Source organism: Methanonatronarchaeum sp. AMET-Sl (genome assembly GCF_029854155.1).
Taxonomy (GTDB): Archaea; Halobacteriota; Methanonatronarchaeia; order Methanonatronarchaeales; family Methanonatronarchaeaceae; genus Methanonatronarchaeum.
Genome location: NZ_CP122958.1, coordinates 909,766 through 926,249, shown reverse-complemented (window position 1 = coordinate 926,249; position 16,484 = coordinate 909,766). Strand labels below are relative to the sequence as shown.

Here is a 16,484-nt window from a genome sequence, read left to right as displayed (position 1 = left end):
ATATCGATTAGAGCCTTGAATTCTATAGGTTTTTTGAAATCTATTTACCAATTGAGATGGCATGACGAGCATTCAGTATCTTCATCTACATTGACGTAATGTGTATCATCATGGGATTGGTGACAGTCTCCACAGTTGTACCCAGTTATATCGAAAGGTGGGTGATTTTCAGGATCTTCACCAATTGAGGTATGGCATTGTGTACAGTATTCATCTGGAATCTCTACATCTTCTGGGAACTCATCAACTCCCATTAAATAGAACTGGAATGCCTCGTACATCCCACCAATAACCTTTTCATCAATTACAGATTGGAAATCATCTCCAACATGGCATTGTACACAATCCGTTCCCTCCTCTATGTTTATTCTTTCAAATATCTCAACGTGTTGTTCAGCGGTTGCGTTTACCGGTGGACCTCTAACGGCATCTCCATAATTAGGTGTTGACAAAGCAAGTTCGTTTGGAAAATCCATTTCTTTATGACAATCATCACAGAATTGATTCTGACTTGTGAAATCCCAGGCTCCAGGTGCCGCAGCAAGCCCCCCTATAACTGCAGCAACCACCAAAACTATGCTTAGGTGTTTGAAGCCAAATTGATCTAAAAACGAATCAGATTTTTTATCGCTAGACATTTAGGTTTCCACCTCCATGCTGGACCTCCGTCCTTTCATATAGACAACCAACAACCCAATTAATGCAAAAAATGCTAACGCCATTGCTGGTACAAATAAGAAAACCATTGTATGGGCTGAAATAGGTATAACAAGGTATGTTATTAATAAAAAAATCGCTGGAACCGCTAGAATCAATGGATAGAAATATGGCTTCTCTTTTTCACTAAAAAAATCTCCTTCTTTATTACTATATTTACTCAAACCTATCTTCCCTCCCTTAGAAACTTAAAGGAACACTAAACCTACATTCTATTAAAGAAATTTTCTTCCATTGAACTATATCTAAACGAGGGTTAAAAACCTTTTCGCTATTAAAAATTCTAGTTAAATTATAAATAAAACCAATTAGAATACCTTTATTGGGTTTTTACTTATGGTCGATCCTTTGCCAATACTTGAACCTTTTTTTGGAGGTTATGCAGGTTTAGTGACTCAAGTGATTTATTTTGTTGTATCGTTTTTAGTGGTTTATTTGATAGGTAAAATAGCGGTTATACCTATGGTTTCGAGGGTTATGAAGTCGAGGGGTCTTGAAGAGCATGCAAGAAAGCCTATAAATAAGATTCTTAGTTTAGGGGTTTTGTTTATAGCTCTGGCGCTTGCTTTTGGATTTGCCGGACTTGGAAATATACTTCTAGCCCTTGCAACAATAGCTGCAGCCGCTACATTGGCTATAGGGTTTGCGCTTCAAGACGTTATTAAGAACTTTGTAGCTGGTATATTCATTTTTATTGAGAAACCATTCAAAATAGGTGACTGGATAATTTGGGGGGATAATTCAGGGATAGTCGAGGATATAAGTATGAGGGTCACTCGATTACGTACTTTTGATAATGAACTGGTTACAGTTCCTAACTCATTTTTAACAGATACAGAACTAACTAACCCTGTAGCAAAAGATAAATTAAGAATAAAATGTCCTTTTGGAATAGCTTATGATGACGATATAAACAAAGCTACAAAAATAATTCTAGATGAAGCTGAGAAGAACAATGGAATCATGGATGACCCTGAACCAATAGTACGGTTGACAGATCTCGCCGATTCTTATGTAGAGCTACAATGTAATGTTTGGGTATCTGAACCAAGCCGTAGAACCTTTGCTAAAATTAAATCAGATTACGTCAAAGCTGTAAAAGAAAGATTTGATGAAGAAGATATAACAATACCATTCCCACAAAGAGAGCTCTCAGGACATATAGAAACACCCATAGAAGAAGAAATAAGTAAATGATAAGTGAGGGAAGTTCACAGTTGTAGGCTTCATCCCACACTAAAGTCGTGGGCGTTCGCCTCAAACAACTGTAAGTTTTTTAAGTCCCGCCTCTCCGATTTGAACGGAGGACCAGTCGGTGTCTGCAGGTTTCTACAGCCGACCGCTCTACCAAACTGAGCTAAGGCGGGACAGTACCCTAATTTTCTTGATAGGTAATTAATATTTTCCCTCACCAAACACCTGAACTATGTTTATTGGTTATTTTGTCTTTTTTTATATCGACATATATCGGTTAAACTGCATTTTTCACATCTTGGTTTTCTTGCTTTACATACTTTCCTACCGTGTTTGATTAGGTTTATATGGAACTCGTACATCTTTTCTGGTGGTACTTTTTTTTCAAGGATGTGGTGGGCTTTTGTTCTGTTTGTATTTTCTGGTATTAATCCGAGTCTTTTGGTTACTCTATGTACGTGGGTATCGACTGGAAAGGTGTTTTTATTGAAATCAAAATTAAGGATTACTGCGGCAGATTTTGGACCTATTCCTGGTAGATTCATCAACCAGTTTTTAGATTCTTCTAACGATAATTGATTTAGGAAATCTAGATTCAGTTCTCCTTTTTCTTCATATATTTTTTTTAGTGCCTTCTGTATTCTTTCTGCTTTTGTGTTGTGTAATCCGGCAACAGAAATTGTTTCTGCTATCGTTTCTCTATCTGATTTCATTATTGCTTCTGGGGATTTGAATCGTTTTTTTAGTTTTTTGAACGCTCTGTCTCGGTTTTTATCGTTTGTGTTTTGTGATAAAATAACCTGTATTAAGGAGAATAATGGATCATTTCTTTTTTTAGATTCTGGAACTCCATATCTATGTTCTAACCGATCTATAACAACATCTAATTTAGACATAAAAACTAAATCCTTTGTATATCAAGCAGTATAGTTAAAGCAGTATGTTTTTTATTTTATTTTCTCTGGTGTTTTTTATTCTTCATTTGTTTCTTTCTTTTTTGTTTCTGGTTTTTGGTTTCTAGATTTACGTTGTTTTTTCTCCTCTATTTTCTGTTTTCTATATTGTTTTAGTGATTTCTGTAGTTTTTGGAATACTTTTTCTCCGAGGTTTTTGGCGTCGTTTTTGTCAAGGTCTGTGGCGATTATCTCACCGCCTATTGAGATATATGTGCCTGCGGTATCGATTATAACTGAAGCTAGTTTCCATCTTCTTTGTAAGAAACCGCTTTGAATGATTACGTTTTGTATTCTGTAGTATGGCACTATTTTTGTTTGTCTTCTCCAGAAACCGTTCCGTGTCATTAAGTAGTTGTCAAGAGTTTGATATCCTTTGTGAATCCATTTTAGGTATGCTCCAGCCAATGCAGATAAAAATAAAACAACTATAATTAATAAAAGTGTTATTGGCTGTAGTTCTGTAAATAGGTAGATCGGTATTGATATTAATATCGCTATGATTGAGTATCGGATTCCATATCTCTGCATCGCACGTTCAGCAATGTTGTTTAGTTCTTGGAGCTCTACACCTTCGACCTGTTTTATTATTTCTGGTATATTATGGATTTTTGTTATGGGTATAGCTACTTCAGCACCTGACTCACTTCTTTGTTGAACTGCATATCCTGCAGTATCTATGTCTAAAGCTCCATATCCAATCATCCTTTGAAGAACATTCTCTCTAATCGTTATGTTTTGTAGTTTATCCAGTGGTATTGTCCCACTGTATTGCCGGAGCATTCCTCTTCTATATTTCAATGTGTCTCCTGAACGATACAACTTGAAATTGAAGTACCCGATAAATTTCCGGCCTGCATTAAACAACCAACCACCTAAGATCGAAATTAAGATTAATAAACTGATTGCTAAAACCAAACTGTCTCCCACTATCCCCATACCTAAATCCAATCCCACATCGAATGTAAATACGATGAAAGTAATGAATGCAAAGATCGCTATAGATGTTGCAAGGCTGTAGGCGGTTAAACAAAGAATCCCCATCTCTAATGCATCAATCTCATATAAAAGTTTGTCTTCTTTTTCCGATTCAACTGTTACTTCACGGCCTTCTTTAAACGATTGGTAGTTCTGTCTAAGTTTATTAACATCATCTGTTGAGACATATCTTAGGACTGCTTCTGTAGTTCCACCACCGGCCGTTTCAAATCTTAGTTCAGCTATTCCTAATGCTTGCTGTATTACATTTTCTCTTACATCGACGTTCTGAACTCTTTTTAACGGAACTTCTCTCTTCCTTCTACTGAATACGCCTGAACGTATCTCAAGCATATCGTCTTCTATATCAAAATCAAACCTTTTCCAGTAGGCATAGTTCCATGCGACCAAACCAAGGAAAGCTATGACAATAAGACCGAGGAATATAGGTACTTCTTCAAGTACTGGTAATCCTTCAATTATTAAGGCGATGAATAAAAAGGCCGCAATTCCCCATAGGCTTTCAAGAGACCTATAGATTATTGAGTAACGATCAAGTTTTATTCATACCAACCCCTTTTTTAGATGTAAGTGATTTTTTTTAGAAAAAAGTTTATACTGCGTCTTCCTCACCTAACTCGAACTCAGTTGTTTTTTCTTTAAGTTGTTTCTGAAGGTCTTCAGCGTGGATTGGGTCTAAACCAGGTATGTTAACATCTGAGCCTCGGCTCCCAGCTGTATAAACTACTAGAGTTGATAGGTTTAGTAATCGTTCTAAAACACTCCTCTGAGTATCAACATGCTGTATTCTGGCATAAGGAACAATTGTTTGCACACGAGTGAAAACCCCTCTCTTTAGATAAAGAGAGTCCCCACGAACTTCATAGACCCATACATCATATCTATAGATACTATATATTAATCCGAAAACAAAGATAGTTAAAAAGACAATTATTCCAGCAAAAAAATCTGATTCTATAAAATAACTGTCAACAGCCCTACCAATCGAACCTAATATCAGGGCTCCTATAAACCAATACGTTATCCAGACATACTTAATACGCTTTTCAAGCGATTTCAATCATATACACCCTGTAAATAATTATAAAATATCGAAGATGTTAAAAAATAGGGAAGTGAAAGGAGTTTTATTTTTTTTACATAAGGCGGTTTACGCCTTCTACTCTGACACTTTCGATGTCACCGATTTCACTTAATTTCTCCTCAATAACTTCCGTTCCACCTTCTTCGTCTGGAACTACAACTGTAACCATAAGTGCTTTTAATCCAAAAGCTACGTTTTCTCGCTCAACCTTCTTTACTTCACCCATCGTAATCACTTTTTTAATCGATTCTTCCAATTCATTTAAATCGATTTCAGGGCTTTTAGGCATTACTTTTATCTTAGCAGCAACATCACCCATCTTTATCACGGTCCCAAGAAACCACAGTCAGGGCATTCATAGTTATTACTTTGCTTTCTACACATCTTACATCTAGCAATCTCCTCGTCCCCACACTCTGGACATGGGAAAGAGGTGTACGCTGGACTTGTAATCGTTATACCACAGGAAACACATCTCACACGTTTAGATTTATCTTTTGACATATAATCACCAAGTTTTAAATCATTAAGGCATGACCTTAATTCAATAAATTTCTATCGATTAAAACCGACAATCGGGGCTAATACCCAAAAAAGCTAACATAGGTTAATTGCTTCTCCAACTTATATCTATTTGTATTTACATAACAAAACAAAAAACCCCTGTATATATCCATCAAGTTAATTTTGTAGACGGACCACATATCTGTAATGTCTGAAATCTCGATTTTAGATCGTAAAGGATTAGAGTTGTTTCTTGATACATCAAAAGACAAAGTTGAGTTGGTAAGTCAGGGCCCCCTATCAAGTTTTGTCAATCCTGTTGTTAAGAGGGTTAATCGACTTTTAACTGATGAAAAACCGATTGATGTAAATGAGGATTCAGTTGTTGTTAGTAGTTGGTTGCCTCCAATACCAAGTGAGCCGTTTAAGAGAGCGGTTAAAAATGAAGTAAACGCCTTATTGTTGAATAAATATGTTCCCCAAGCTGTGAGTATGAATATATCTGAATGTTCTCTCAAATGTGAAGAATGTAATATACTTGGAGATGGAAGCCAGCTTGATACAGAGTACGTTAAAAAATTCATACAGGATTCTCAGGATTTAGGTGCAGTTTCACTTGGTTTTGCAGAAGGCGACCCATTGTTAAGGCCGGATCTATTTGAATTAATAGATTATGTGGATAAAGAAAAAAGCATCGTAAGCGTTTTCACTCCAGGCCCTCTTTTAGATCGGGAGAAAGCAGAGAAACTATATGAAGCTGATGTACACGCGGTTATGACGGGGATTAAGAGTCCTGTGCCTGAAGAACATGATGAAGCCAGAGGGATGGATGGGGCTTTCGAAGCCGCGGTTAATGGGATGAAAAACGCTTTAGAGGCAGGTCTGTATGTTTCGATGCATGTTCATGTTAAACCAAAATTAGTTGAATCAGGTAAAGTTATGGAAATCTATGACCTCGCTAGCGATATAGGAGTGGATGAATTAACTTTATGGGACAGTCACCCAACCTGGGGATATAAAGACAATACAGAGATATTGGTTGGTCCAAGACACCGAGATATATTGCTAAGTTTAAGAGAAGAAGCTAACAACAAACCAATTGGACCTAGGGTTTTTTACAACGGTTATTTTGAATCAACCGATTTCTTTGGCTGTATGGCTGGTAAAAGATGGCTAAATCTAATCCATAACGGTGATGTAACCCCCTGTACCTACGTCCCGATTAAGTTTGGAAACATAAAAAATGACAGCCTTAAAGAAATATGGAAAAGGATGACAAGTTTCGATGGATTTAAAGGAAAAAATAGCTGTGTAATGCAGAGTGAGAAGTTTAGGTCAAAATACATAGATCCCTACAGTGTTTCCGACCTCCCATTAAATTACAACGAATTATAGTAGAAAGGAGATTTGGGTAAATGAGTAAGGAGTTCACGGCATATAAAACTAAAGCCGTTAACCTAAAGATTGTTAGAAAAAAAGATGGCTCACTTAACTTGGTGACATCAGGTATATTGTCTCCTTTTTTAGGTCCATTAGAAAGAAAACTAGAGAGATATCTATGGGGAATGAACTCCCGTATAATAGACGATAGGTTATTTTTATCCACGGGATTTCCTCCCATACCAAGCAAAGCGTTTGAAAAAATGGTTAAAACTGAAATAAAAAGATATTTAGGTATACACCGCCCTCAAAACTTAACAATCATGGTTACAGGCCAATGCCAATGTAACTGTAAACACTGCTTGGTCAGTGAAATGGTTAACAAACAAACAGAAGAACTGCCTACCGAAAAAATCAAACAAACAATCGATCAAGCTATCAACTTAGGTGTATCTCAAATTCTTTTTGAAGGAGGAGAACCAACTCTCCGGAAAGACCTAACCAACCTAATAAATTATGTTGGAGATAGAGCAAGTACTATGGTTGTCACAAATGGTTTAGAAATGGATCAAGAATTAGTGTATAAGTTGGATCAGGCAGGACTAGACTACCTCAATTTCAGTTTAGATTCACCATATCCAGAAGTTCATAATGAATTTAGACAACATAAAAACGCTTTCCAAGGAGTCTTAGATGGTTTAAAGGCCACTAAAAACACAGATATTCTTTCTGCATTACTTTATGTCGCAACTCCAGATAACACCGACCAAAAAACTCTAGAAGAACTAATTGAACTATGCAGAACAAATGATGTATTTGAATTGATGATAGAAGAAGTAGTAGACACAGGTAATTGGAGCGATGGAGATACCTTAAAAGATGTTGATAAAAAAAGGATAGATAATTTGCAGCGAGACCTCGTAAATCGGGGTGAGAGGTTTATAACTAGGTTTTATAAACTACGTGAACCCAGTTGTTTCGGTTGTTTTGCTGGTAAAAGATGGCTTTACATGTCTCCCGAAGGAAAAATCATGCCCTGTATGCACACACCAATATCATTTGGAGATATAAATGAAGAAAGTCTAAAAAAAATTTGGAAAAAAATAAGAAACCATCCATTATACAAAAACAACAAAGAAAAATGTGTTTATGAAAAACAGGAATATAAAGATTCATTAAAAAAAATAGTTGGAAAAAAAACACCTCCATACCCACACGACCATTTCTAAAAATAAAGGTAAAACCCTCTTCCCTAAAAAGAATAGAGCCTTAAGGCATGATTTAAGATAAAATGAATCCAATAAAATTGTTTTTAAAATCAATATGGCAATATAAGGTCAAACAAAGACCGGTAGTACTCTCACATGAGGTAAACCAAAAATGTAATCTTAAATGTGATTACTGTGATTACTGGAGAAAAGACAATACTGAAGAGACAATGAATACAAGTCAAATAAAAAACCTACTGGATGAAGCCAGTGATTTCGGAATAACACTATACAACATGTGGGCTGCCGAACCATTATTAAGAAAAGATATAGACGAGATATTGGAGCACGCACACAAAAAACAATTAATGACCTCAATGGTTACAAACGGCACATTACTAAAACAAAAAACCAGCCAACTAAAACACCTCGACTACCTATCCGTTTCATTAGACGGTATCCAATCAAACATAGAAACCAGAGGTGTAAAACCACAGAAAATAATCAAGGGAATAAAAGAAGCCAAGAAAAAAAACATAATGACCTCAATAAACTGCGTTATAACCCAAAAAAACCTAGATGAACTCACCGACCTAGTAAAACTAGCAGACGAACTAGACATAATAATTTCATTCGAACCTGTCTACAAAAATAAAGAAATCGACAACGAAACCTGGAGCAAAACAGGCATAAAAAACAACAAAAAACATAAAAACGCTATAAACAAATTAATAGAAATGAAAGAACAGGGATATCCAATAATAAACTCAAAAACATACCTAAAAATGATAAAAAACCCATACGAAATCAAAGAATGCAGTCAAAACGACATGATACTCCATATAACCGCAAACGGCGAAATAAAAAAATGTAGAGCCCAAAACCAAGTAATCGGCGAATACAAAAAAGGATTAAAAAACCAATGGAAAGAAACAATCAACAAGAGAAAACAGATAACAGAAGAATGCCAAGGATGCCCCTTCTTCGGATACGTAGAATCAAACCTAATACGCAAACTAAAAATCGAGCCAATAATCAACGCCACCAAATACATCTAAAAACTCTATAAACCAAAACAAAACCAAAAAAAATATTTATCTTAACTCAGGGCTAAGACCTCTCCTCTTCAGGGAGAGGATGATGTCACAACACAATATTTCATCCATTATTTTTATTTCTATTTTTGTCTCTAACTATCCAGAGAACAATTCCCAAGAACAATAGTATTATAACCCCAAGAACCAGGTTATCTCTTAATATACCTATGAATGTATCTGCAAAAAAAGCAATCAAAAGATTGCTTGAAATCGCACCAACCACAATAGCCATCCATACATCCAAAACCTTCATACCTATTATACGGCCAGTTATAGATGCTGTAATCGTTCCTGACCCCTGAAATGGAACCATCACCAATAAGGCAATAGCTGCAAAAGCAAATCTATTTGCCCATCCAATACGACTAAGTTTTTCACGGCCCTTTCCCTCCACCTTACCTACATACCTACCAAGAAATGGCACGCCCTTTAAAAGGTCATAGTTCCAAATCATAAAAGTACCTACAATAACCTCTAAAGCAGCCATTAATCCAGCCATAGCTAATGGAGAGACACCAAAAGCTATTCCAGCCGGTATAATCGATTCTTTTCCAAAGGGAGGAAATAAATGTGCCGCAACCAATGGATAAAGAGTTTCATAATCAAAAAAAAGATAAATAATGGTTAGATATAAACCACCAATAAAAAAGGGAAAAAAGAACTTGAATAAAGTAAAACCTGTCTCTTTCCTATCACATGAAATAAATGTCTTCTTAAAATCCCTATAAACATCGATGGCTTTAGAAATCATATAAAAACCTCAACAAACAAAATAAACCACTCAAAACCTCCTCAAAACCACATCAAGATGGATTATTGGATATTCATTGTATTATGACTTTATCCAGCTTATCTAGACCCGTTTTTTGTTTCATACTCACTCTAATGACATCGAGGTCACTGTTAATTCTTTCAGCATCACGAACCATCCTATCTACATCAGCATCTACGGCATCAGCTATATCAACTTTATTAATTATTAATAGTTCTGAGGTTTTCAAAATCATTGGATGTTTGTTTACAACATCATCTCCCTCAGTAACACTTACAACAACAATCCGGTGGTCCGCTCCCAACTTGAAGTCAGTTGGACAAACAAGATTACCAACATTTTCAAAAAACAAATACTCTATCTCATCTAAAGGCAAATCAGAAAGGGCGTGCCTAACTAAATGTGCATCCAAATGACATTCCCTACCAGTATTCAAATTAACAACAGGAATACCGATCTCTCTTAACCTTTGATAATCATCCTCCCCAGAAACATCACCAACAACCGCTCCAACACCATTTAATTTACAAGCATATTCCTCAACAATAGATGTCTTACCTGAACCTATCGCACCAACCAAATCAAAGGACCTTATATCATGATCCTTAAGAACCTGATTAACCTTCAAGGCCTCCTTATCATTCTCTTCAATCAAATCAGAGCCAACATCAATCTTCTCATAATCATGCAAAACAAAACACCCAACCAAAAAGACACATATTAAAACAAAAATAAGCCCTACAAACTAAATAATTTACCTACAACCAACAAAAAAAGACTTAAAAAAATCTAGAGCCCAAAAAAATGATTTAGATATCGAAAAACCCAAACAGAGATAGGGAGGCTTAAATACAAAAGATTTTTTTACGTAATATATTTTTTTAGGATTGGATTTTGTTTACGGCTTGGTTCTAGAAAGTCTTAATGCATTTCCTGTTACACCTAAACTCATTCCCATATCACCTACCAATACTGCTATTATAACAGTTACATATCCAAATGGAACTCCTAAAGCCAATAAAAATTTAACCGTTAAGCTCGACCAAATATTCTGCCTAATCACTTTATTAGATTTTATAGATAACTTCAAGAGATATGGAATTCTTGATATTTGGTCACCCATTAAAGCTATGTCGGCTGTTTCTATAGCCACATCTGTTCCAGCCGCTCCCATCGCTATACCTACGTCGGCTTCTGCAAGGGCAGGGGCATCATTTATTCCATCACCAACCATCGCCACCACATGTTCTTTTTTTAAATCCTGGATAACCCGGAGTTTTTCTTCAGGAAGCAAGCCAGCGTATACGGAGTCAACACCAACCTCCTTACCAACATTATTGGCAGTTTTTTCATTATCACCAGTAATCATAACCACTTTCTCAACACCTAAACTACGCAACCTATCTATTACTTGACCTGCCTCTGGACGAGGTGAATCCCTCACTCCAACAACACCAATAAACTTCTCTAAACCTCCAATTAAAATAACCGTATAACCCAGTCTTTGCAAACGAGAGGTTATCTCACCAACCTCTTTTTCAATATTGATCCCTTTTTTCTCAAACAGGTCAGAGTTTCCTGCATAATACCTACGGCCATCAATCTCACCACTAATGCCTAAACCAGTATCACTTTCAAAATCACTAGCCCTCTCACCCTTAATCTCATGTTTATCTGCATATCGAGATACAGCATTAGCTATAGGGTGTTCACTGTTTTGCTCTAAACTGTATAGATATCTTACAACATCTTTCTCACTGTATCCATTTAACGGCACTATCTCATCAATCTGGAACTCACCAGATGTCAAGGTCCCTGTTTTATCAAAGGCAACTACATCAACCTCACCCATCGTTTCAAGAATGTTCCCACCTTTAATCAAAACACCATTTCTTGCCGCACTGGTTATTCCAGAAACTATACTTACAGGTGTACTTATCACGAAAGCACATGGACAAGCTAGGACAAGAAACGTTAAACCCCTAATAAACCAGGTTTCGAAAGAATAACCTAATAAAACAGGTATCAAAATGGTGAAAAAAGCTATTAAAACCACTATCGGTGTATAATAACTTGCGAATCGATTTACAAATTTTTCACGCTTTGTCTGACCGGACTCAGCAGCTTCAACCAACTGAATAATCCTTTGTATAGTTGATTCAGAATGCTTCCTAATCACACGGGCCTCAATATAACCTGTATCATTAATACTTCCAGCAAACACTTCATCTCCCTTTTCCTTAGAGATGGGTTGGCTCTCACCTGTTATTGGAGCTTGATTAACGAGACTACTACCCTCAACCACAACACCATCCATCGGTATTCTTTCACCAGGCTGTACAACAAAAACATCCTCTTCATTCAATTTATCTACAGAAATTTCCTTCAAGCCATCACTAGTCTTCAACATAGCTACTTCTGGAGAAAGATCTATTAAATCTCTAATAGAAGATCTAGCCCTATTTATTGAATAGTTTTCAAGCAGTTCTGCTACACTATACAACACAGCAAGGGCAGCAGCTTCAACGTAATAACCAATCCCTATAGCTCCGAAAATAGCTATCGTCATCAATAGGTCTATATTTAAGTCATAGTTACGGATAGACCTAAATCCATTTTTAACAATCGGAGTTCCTGCAGAAACAACTGAAGCAAGATACAAAATGCTTGAAATAAACAATTCATGTCCATAAAAACTTATCAAATAAAACTCAAGCCCAGTGAAAACAAAATTAACTAAAAACGCCGTAATAAAAAACAAACCACCTATCCAGGTCTTAATTGCTCTACTACCAACCCATATAGAAGTATATTCAAGATAAGAGCCCTCAAAACTGGTTTCATACCCCAATTCATGGATATAACTCTTTAATTCATTTTCAGTAACTTCTGAAGTATGCTCAACCAACACCCTCCCCGATACAGCATATACCTCAACCTCAATAACCCCCTTTAAACCAGATAACTTCTCTTCAATCTCCCTTGCACAGGTTGGACAATCTACATCAACTTTAAAACTTGATTCCAAAAAACATACCTCACAGAAAACCTAACCCCTTTTTAAACAAACTTATATCTATTCTTCTATTAACCTTCTTCGCCTCAAGACATAGGAATAAAAGATTTAACCCATACCCAAAAAAAATAGAAGACAAATTGAAGAAAACCTAAAACATATATTGTTTGGTTTTCTACGGAAAATTCGAGGTGAAAACCCAGTTCTTTAGAGTGGGGATGAAACCTCCGAATAATATAACTTATTATTTGTTTTATTTTAAGGGTGAGGTGACAGGGTCATCCAGATAATTGGGTTGGCCCGATAAAAATGAATGTTGTTTGTGGTAGAGCTAGTCAACACCTAGGTTCAAAAATAGCAGATGAGATGGAAGTTGATTTAGTTAAAGTTAGTTATAAAACATTTCCCGATGGAGAACAATACCTAAAGATATTGGATAGTCTGGATGATGAGGTAGTTGTTGTTCAGAGCATTACTTCTGATTCTGAGTTTGTTAACTTACTATTGTTACTTGACGCAGTTGATTCGTCAAAGATAACAACAGTTATTCCATACATGGGTTATTCAAGGCAGGATCGTCGTTTCGAAGTTGGAGAACCTATCAGTGCCCGAGCAATCGCTAAACCCATCAGTAAATATTCTAATGAAGTTATAACAATAGACATCCATAACATGAAGGTCAAGGAATATTTCGATTGTGATTTCACAAACCTAATGGCTTTCGATCATATGGCGCGTGAACTAGATCTTGAAAACCCAATAGTCATAGCTCCAGATGAAGGAGCGCAAGATAGGGCCCGTAGTGTAGCAGAAATACGAGGTTGGGAACATGACCATCTGGTTAAAACAAGAAAATCTGGTGAAGAAGTAGAGATAACTCCAAAACAAATCGATGTTGACGGCCGCAGCGTCTTAATTGTCGATGACATAATCGCTACTGGAGGAACAATGTCTCAAGCTATAAGCATGCTAAAAAAACAGGGTGCAAAAGAAGTTTATGTTGGTGCAACACACCCAGTTCTAGCAGGCAACGCAATACAAAAACTATATTCAGCCGGATGTACCGACATTATCTGCACAGACACAATTGAGAAAAGCGTATCAAAAGTAAGTGTAGCCCCAATAATCGCAGAGAACCTAAAATGACAGAACAACAACTAATAAATGAAACAGATAAATGGCAATCAAAACTTAAAAAAAGACTCAAGAAGGTGGAGCCTGCCCAAAAAGAAGGAGAAAGATTTATAGAAAACATAACAGCGTACTTAAAAGACTCAAACCACTTCATAAAACAAAACGACTACGTTAGAGCATTCGAATGCGTAATATGGGGGTGGGCATGGCTCGAAATCGGAGAACAATACAACTATATCAAAAAAACAGAAACAGAAACAGAAACAGAGAGATAAGTAGGTTTTTTGGGTTTTTTCCCTGTTTTTTGTTTTTTTATTTTGGTTGGGGTTTTTTGTTTAGGTAGTCTGTTAGTCTTTTTTGTTGTTTGTGGTTTTTTAGTAGTTTGCTTGTTTCTATCCAGTTTTTGGAGAATTTTAGTTTTTGTTTTGAGTATTTTATTGCTTGGTCTAGGGTATCGAATTTTTTTAGGTTTTGTGTTGCGTTTCTCATTGTTTCTCTAACAACCCAGACTCCGAGTGGGATGAAGTATTCGTCTCCGATTTCTCTAATGGCTATTACTTTTGCTTGTCTGCCTAGGTTTTCGAGTTTTTCTGCTATAGCTAGTTTTGTTGCGTAGTATGCTCCTGCTGTTTTTTCTGCGTATTTTTTTCTTCCTTGGTATTTTTCCATTTCGCTTATGTAAGTGGTTTGTCCTCCGGACCATAAACTGCCTTTCATGTAGCATTCGACAAGTTCGAATTGCCAGTTTGCTGGTATTAGTATTATTACGCATCGGTTTCCTAGGTATTCTGAATATCCAGCTAATACTTGGTTGATTTGTTGATAATGTTTGATTCGGTTTAAAAGTATTTCGGATAGGTTTGAGTCTGTGGCGGTTATGCTCCATCGTGTTGGAACCAGTTTTCTATCTTTTTCTTGCCCCAATAATCCAGATGATAAAAGTCGTATGGTCTGGCTTACTGAAACCCCTCGGTTATAAAGCTCTTTTAAGGCAGTAGTTGTCTTTGCGTCACTATCACTGACGATATAATCTACATCACGGGGTATTGATGGGTTTTCTGTTATCTCAGCCTTACTTATCTCCCCATATGGCCCTGAAGGCTGTGTGTATGCGTCAAGTTTAACTTCAAATTTGGGTGGTTTCCTAAACTCAACTTCAGTGTCTACTGGTGAGTTTGACATAGCTATTTCTTGAGTTAAATCGATTAATCGAGTGCTCCAACTACCTATCTCTACGTTGGAAGAAAAACCAGATCTAACAAGACTTGAACGCATCGCAATTAAATCTTCAAGGTTTTCACCAAACATTGATTCAGTATCGGCATAGACCTCCCTATTTTCAATCGGAACCATTGGCCCTAAATTGACTTTAGGATAGTTGTGCCTGCCTACAAAAACAGCCGGCGGGCTCATCCCATGAACTTCCTGACCTATCTCCCGATCCTGAATCAAACCAATGTTGGAGAGATACTTACATTTATCTCCACAAAGGTTTTTAGCCCCCTTACACCTAACGCATCTTGGCACCGTCATTCTATCCAAAAAATGGTTTAAAACAATTCAAATTGTATTCCAATTTATTTTATTTTATTTTAGTGACATCCTCCTCTTCCTAAAGAGGGGAGGACTTACTGCTCTATCGAACTCTCACAAGAGTTAAGTTAGGTTGGAAACTAACTTTATTTTTAAACTCTTTCTCCCATTGATTTGGTTGGTTATTTGTCTTTTAATAAGAGGGTGGTAGTGGTTTTAGGTTTCGTGATATCTGTTGTGTTTTATTTGATGTTGATTTGTTTTTCGCCTTCCCAAACTCCATGTATGTTGCATCGGGCTCTTCCTATTAATTTTGTTGTTTCTTTGAGCTTTATTTCGGTGATAAGTTTGTGGTGTGTTTTTTCGGGTGTTAGGTGGATTCTTGATAGAAATGTTTCGCCGGAGTATAGCTCTATCCATTCAAAGAAGTGTTCTGGCTCGTTGGGATGGTCCATGTACTCACCAACCTTGACTGTTACTTTAAATTTTTCATCTTTCTCTATTTCGTTAGGTGCGTCGATAACTATTGTGTGTTTTTTTTCAAGAACCGTCATATCATCTACTTCCTGGGTTTCTGGTTTATTAACGCCATCTAAGGGACTTCCTTCCATAATACTTCACCTAAATTAATTTATTTTATTTTTGTCCAAAAACCATACCTTAAGTTTAAAAGGAAACGGTTTTTGTTTCCTTCTAGTCCTGGAGTTTTTGGACATTATCTAAAACTTCTTTACAATATCAATTAACGTATTTATTGTATTTATCTATTTTGACCTAACTTCATCATTTAAAGTGGAGGAGGTTTTTTGGAATGCTGAGTGGGTTTTGTTCAATTGGTTCGGTGAGTTTCAAAACTAGTTTTTTGGTCGAGTTTGGTTCTTTGCAGTTGCTAA

The 16,484-nt window shown here is 36.5% G+C and carries 18 protein-coding genes and 1 tRNA gene; 6 read left to right on the top strand and 13 right to left on the bottom strand.

All coding sequences use genetic code 11. From position 1 onward, the window contains the following. Positions 1-44: 44 nt before the first annotated feature. The gene (locus tag QEN48_RS04685; protein ID WP_280107742.1) at positions 45-638 is read right to left on the bottom strand and encodes a hypothetical protein; all 594 of its coding nucleotides are present in this window, start codon (positions 636-638) and stop codon (positions 45-47) included. Then, positions 639-881, bottom strand: a complete 243-nt coding sequence (locus QEN48_RS04680; RefSeq protein ID WP_280107741.1) for a hypothetical protein — start codon at positions 879-881, stop codon at positions 639-641. A gap of 172 nt (positions 882-1,053) precedes the next feature. Between QEN48_RS04680 and QEN48_RS04675 the strand changes: the two genes are divergently transcribed. Next, a complete protein-coding gene (locus tag QEN48_RS04675) occupies positions 1,054-1,914 on the top strand; it encodes a mechanosensitive ion channel family protein (protein WP_280107740.1) in 861 nt (286 codons plus the stop codon). 84 nt (positions 1,915-1,998) lie between these two features. Here QEN48_RS04675 and QEN48_RS04670 read toward each other — a convergent pair. The 6 genes from QEN48_RS04670 to QEN48_RS07970 form a co-directional block, all read right to left on the bottom strand. Further along, a tRNA-Tyr gene (locus QEN48_RS04670) sits at positions 1,999-2,084 on the bottom strand. Positions 2,085-2,147: 63 nt separating this feature from the next. After that, a complete protein-coding gene (nth, locus tag QEN48_RS04665) occupies positions 2,148-2,807 on the bottom strand; it encodes an endonuclease III (RefSeq protein ID WP_280107739.1) in 660 nt (219 codons plus the stop codon). Between the two features lie 75 nt (positions 2,808-2,882). Further along, positions 2,883-4,253, bottom strand: coding sequence for a PH domain-containing protein (locus tag QEN48_RS04660; RefSeq protein ID WP_280107738.1), 1,371 nt, complete (start codon positions 4,251-4,253; stop codon positions 2,883-2,885). A 202-nt stretch (positions 4,254-4,455) separates the two neighbouring features. Continuing rightward, on the bottom strand, positions 4,456-4,923 hold the full coding sequence (locus tag QEN48_RS04655; RefSeq protein WP_280107737.1) for a PH domain-containing protein: 468 nt from the start codon (positions 4,921-4,923) through the stop codon (positions 4,456-4,458). Between the two features lie 76 nt (positions 4,924-4,999). Beyond that, positions 5,000-5,266, bottom strand: coding sequence for an elongation factor 1-beta (locus QEN48_RS04650; RefSeq protein WP_280107736.1), 267 nt, complete (start codon positions 5,264-5,266; stop codon positions 5,000-5,002). Positions 5,267-5,271: 5 nt separating this feature from the next. Beyond that, a complete protein-coding gene (locus QEN48_RS07970; RefSeq protein ID WP_347985104.1) occupies positions 5,272-5,451 on the bottom strand; it encodes an HVO_2753 family zinc finger protein in 180 nt (59 codons plus the stop codon). A 207-nt stretch (positions 5,452-5,658) separates the two neighbouring features. Here QEN48_RS07970 and QEN48_RS04645 point away from each other — a divergent pair, with 207 nt between their 5' ends. The 3 genes from QEN48_RS04645 to QEN48_RS04635 all read left to right on the top strand — a co-directional run bounded on the left by QEN48_RS04645 (position 5,659) and on the right by QEN48_RS04635 (position 9,097). Beyond that, positions 5,659-6,846, top strand: a complete 1,188-nt coding sequence (locus QEN48_RS04645; protein ID WP_280107735.1) for a radical SAM protein — start codon at positions 5,659-5,661, stop codon at positions 6,844-6,846. A gap of 20 nt (positions 6,847-6,866) precedes the next feature. Next, entirely contained in the window at positions 6,867-8,060 is a 1,194-nt protein-coding gene (locus QEN48_RS04640) for a radical SAM protein (RefSeq protein ID WP_280107734.1), read from the top strand. A 62-nt stretch (positions 8,061-8,122) separates the two neighbouring features. After that, on the top strand, positions 8,123-9,097 hold the full coding sequence (locus QEN48_RS04635) for a radical SAM protein (protein WP_280107733.1): 975 nt from the start codon (positions 8,123-8,125) through the stop codon (positions 9,095-9,097). A 100-nt stretch (positions 9,098-9,197) separates the two neighbouring features. Here QEN48_RS04635 and QEN48_RS04630 read toward each other — a convergent pair whose 3' ends face one another. The 3 genes from QEN48_RS04630 to QEN48_RS04620 form a co-directional block, all read right to left on the bottom strand. Next, positions 9,198-9,887 carry a small multi-drug export protein gene (locus tag QEN48_RS04630; RefSeq protein ID WP_280107732.1) on the bottom strand — a complete coding sequence of 230 codons (690 nt, stop codon included), beginning with the start codon at positions 9,885-9,887 and terminating at the stop codon, positions 9,198-9,200. 73 nt (positions 9,888-9,960) lie between these two features. Next, positions 9,961-10,599, bottom strand: coding sequence for a hydrogenase nickel incorporation protein HypB (gene hypB, locus QEN48_RS04625; RefSeq protein ID WP_280107731.1), 639 nt, complete (start codon positions 10,597-10,599; stop codon positions 9,961-9,963). A gap of 207 nt (positions 10,600-10,806) precedes the next feature. Next, positions 10,807-12,936 carry a cation-translocating P-type ATPase gene (locus QEN48_RS04620; protein WP_280107730.1) on the bottom strand — a complete coding sequence of 710 codons (2,130 nt, stop codon included), beginning with the start codon at positions 12,934-12,936 and terminating at the stop codon, positions 10,807-10,809. Between the two features lie 297 nt (positions 12,937-13,233). Here QEN48_RS04620 and QEN48_RS04615 point away from each other — a divergent pair, with 297 nt between their 5' ends. Further along, positions 13,234-14,070 carry a ribose-phosphate diphosphokinase gene (locus QEN48_RS04615; RefSeq protein ID WP_280107729.1) on the top strand — a complete coding sequence of 279 codons (837 nt, stop codon included), beginning with the start codon at positions 13,234-13,236 and terminating at the stop codon, positions 14,068-14,070. After that, entirely contained in the window at positions 14,067-14,333 is a 267-nt protein-coding gene (locus QEN48_RS04610) for a DUF357 domain-containing protein (protein ID WP_280107728.1), read from the top strand. Before QEN48_RS04615 ends, QEN48_RS04610 begins: the two co-directional genes overlap by 4 nt. Positions 14,334-14,370: 37 nt before the next feature. Here the strand turns inward: QEN48_RS04610 and QEN48_RS04605 are convergent, their stop codons facing one another. Together QEN48_RS04605 and QEN48_RS04600 are read right to left on the bottom strand one after the other, a co-directional pair. Further along, complete coding sequence (locus QEN48_RS04605; RefSeq protein WP_280107727.1) at positions 14,371-15,591, bottom strand: Nre family DNA repair protein; 1,221 nt, start codon at positions 15,589-15,591, stop codon at positions 14,371-14,373. A gap of 242 nt (positions 15,592-15,833) precedes the next feature. After that, positions 15,834-16,202: a class II SORL domain-containing protein gene (locus tag QEN48_RS04600; protein ID WP_280107726.1), complete on the bottom strand. Its 369-nt coding sequence runs from the start codon at positions 16,200-16,202 to the stop codon at positions 15,834-15,836. Positions 16,203-16,484 lie beyond the last annotated feature (282 nt).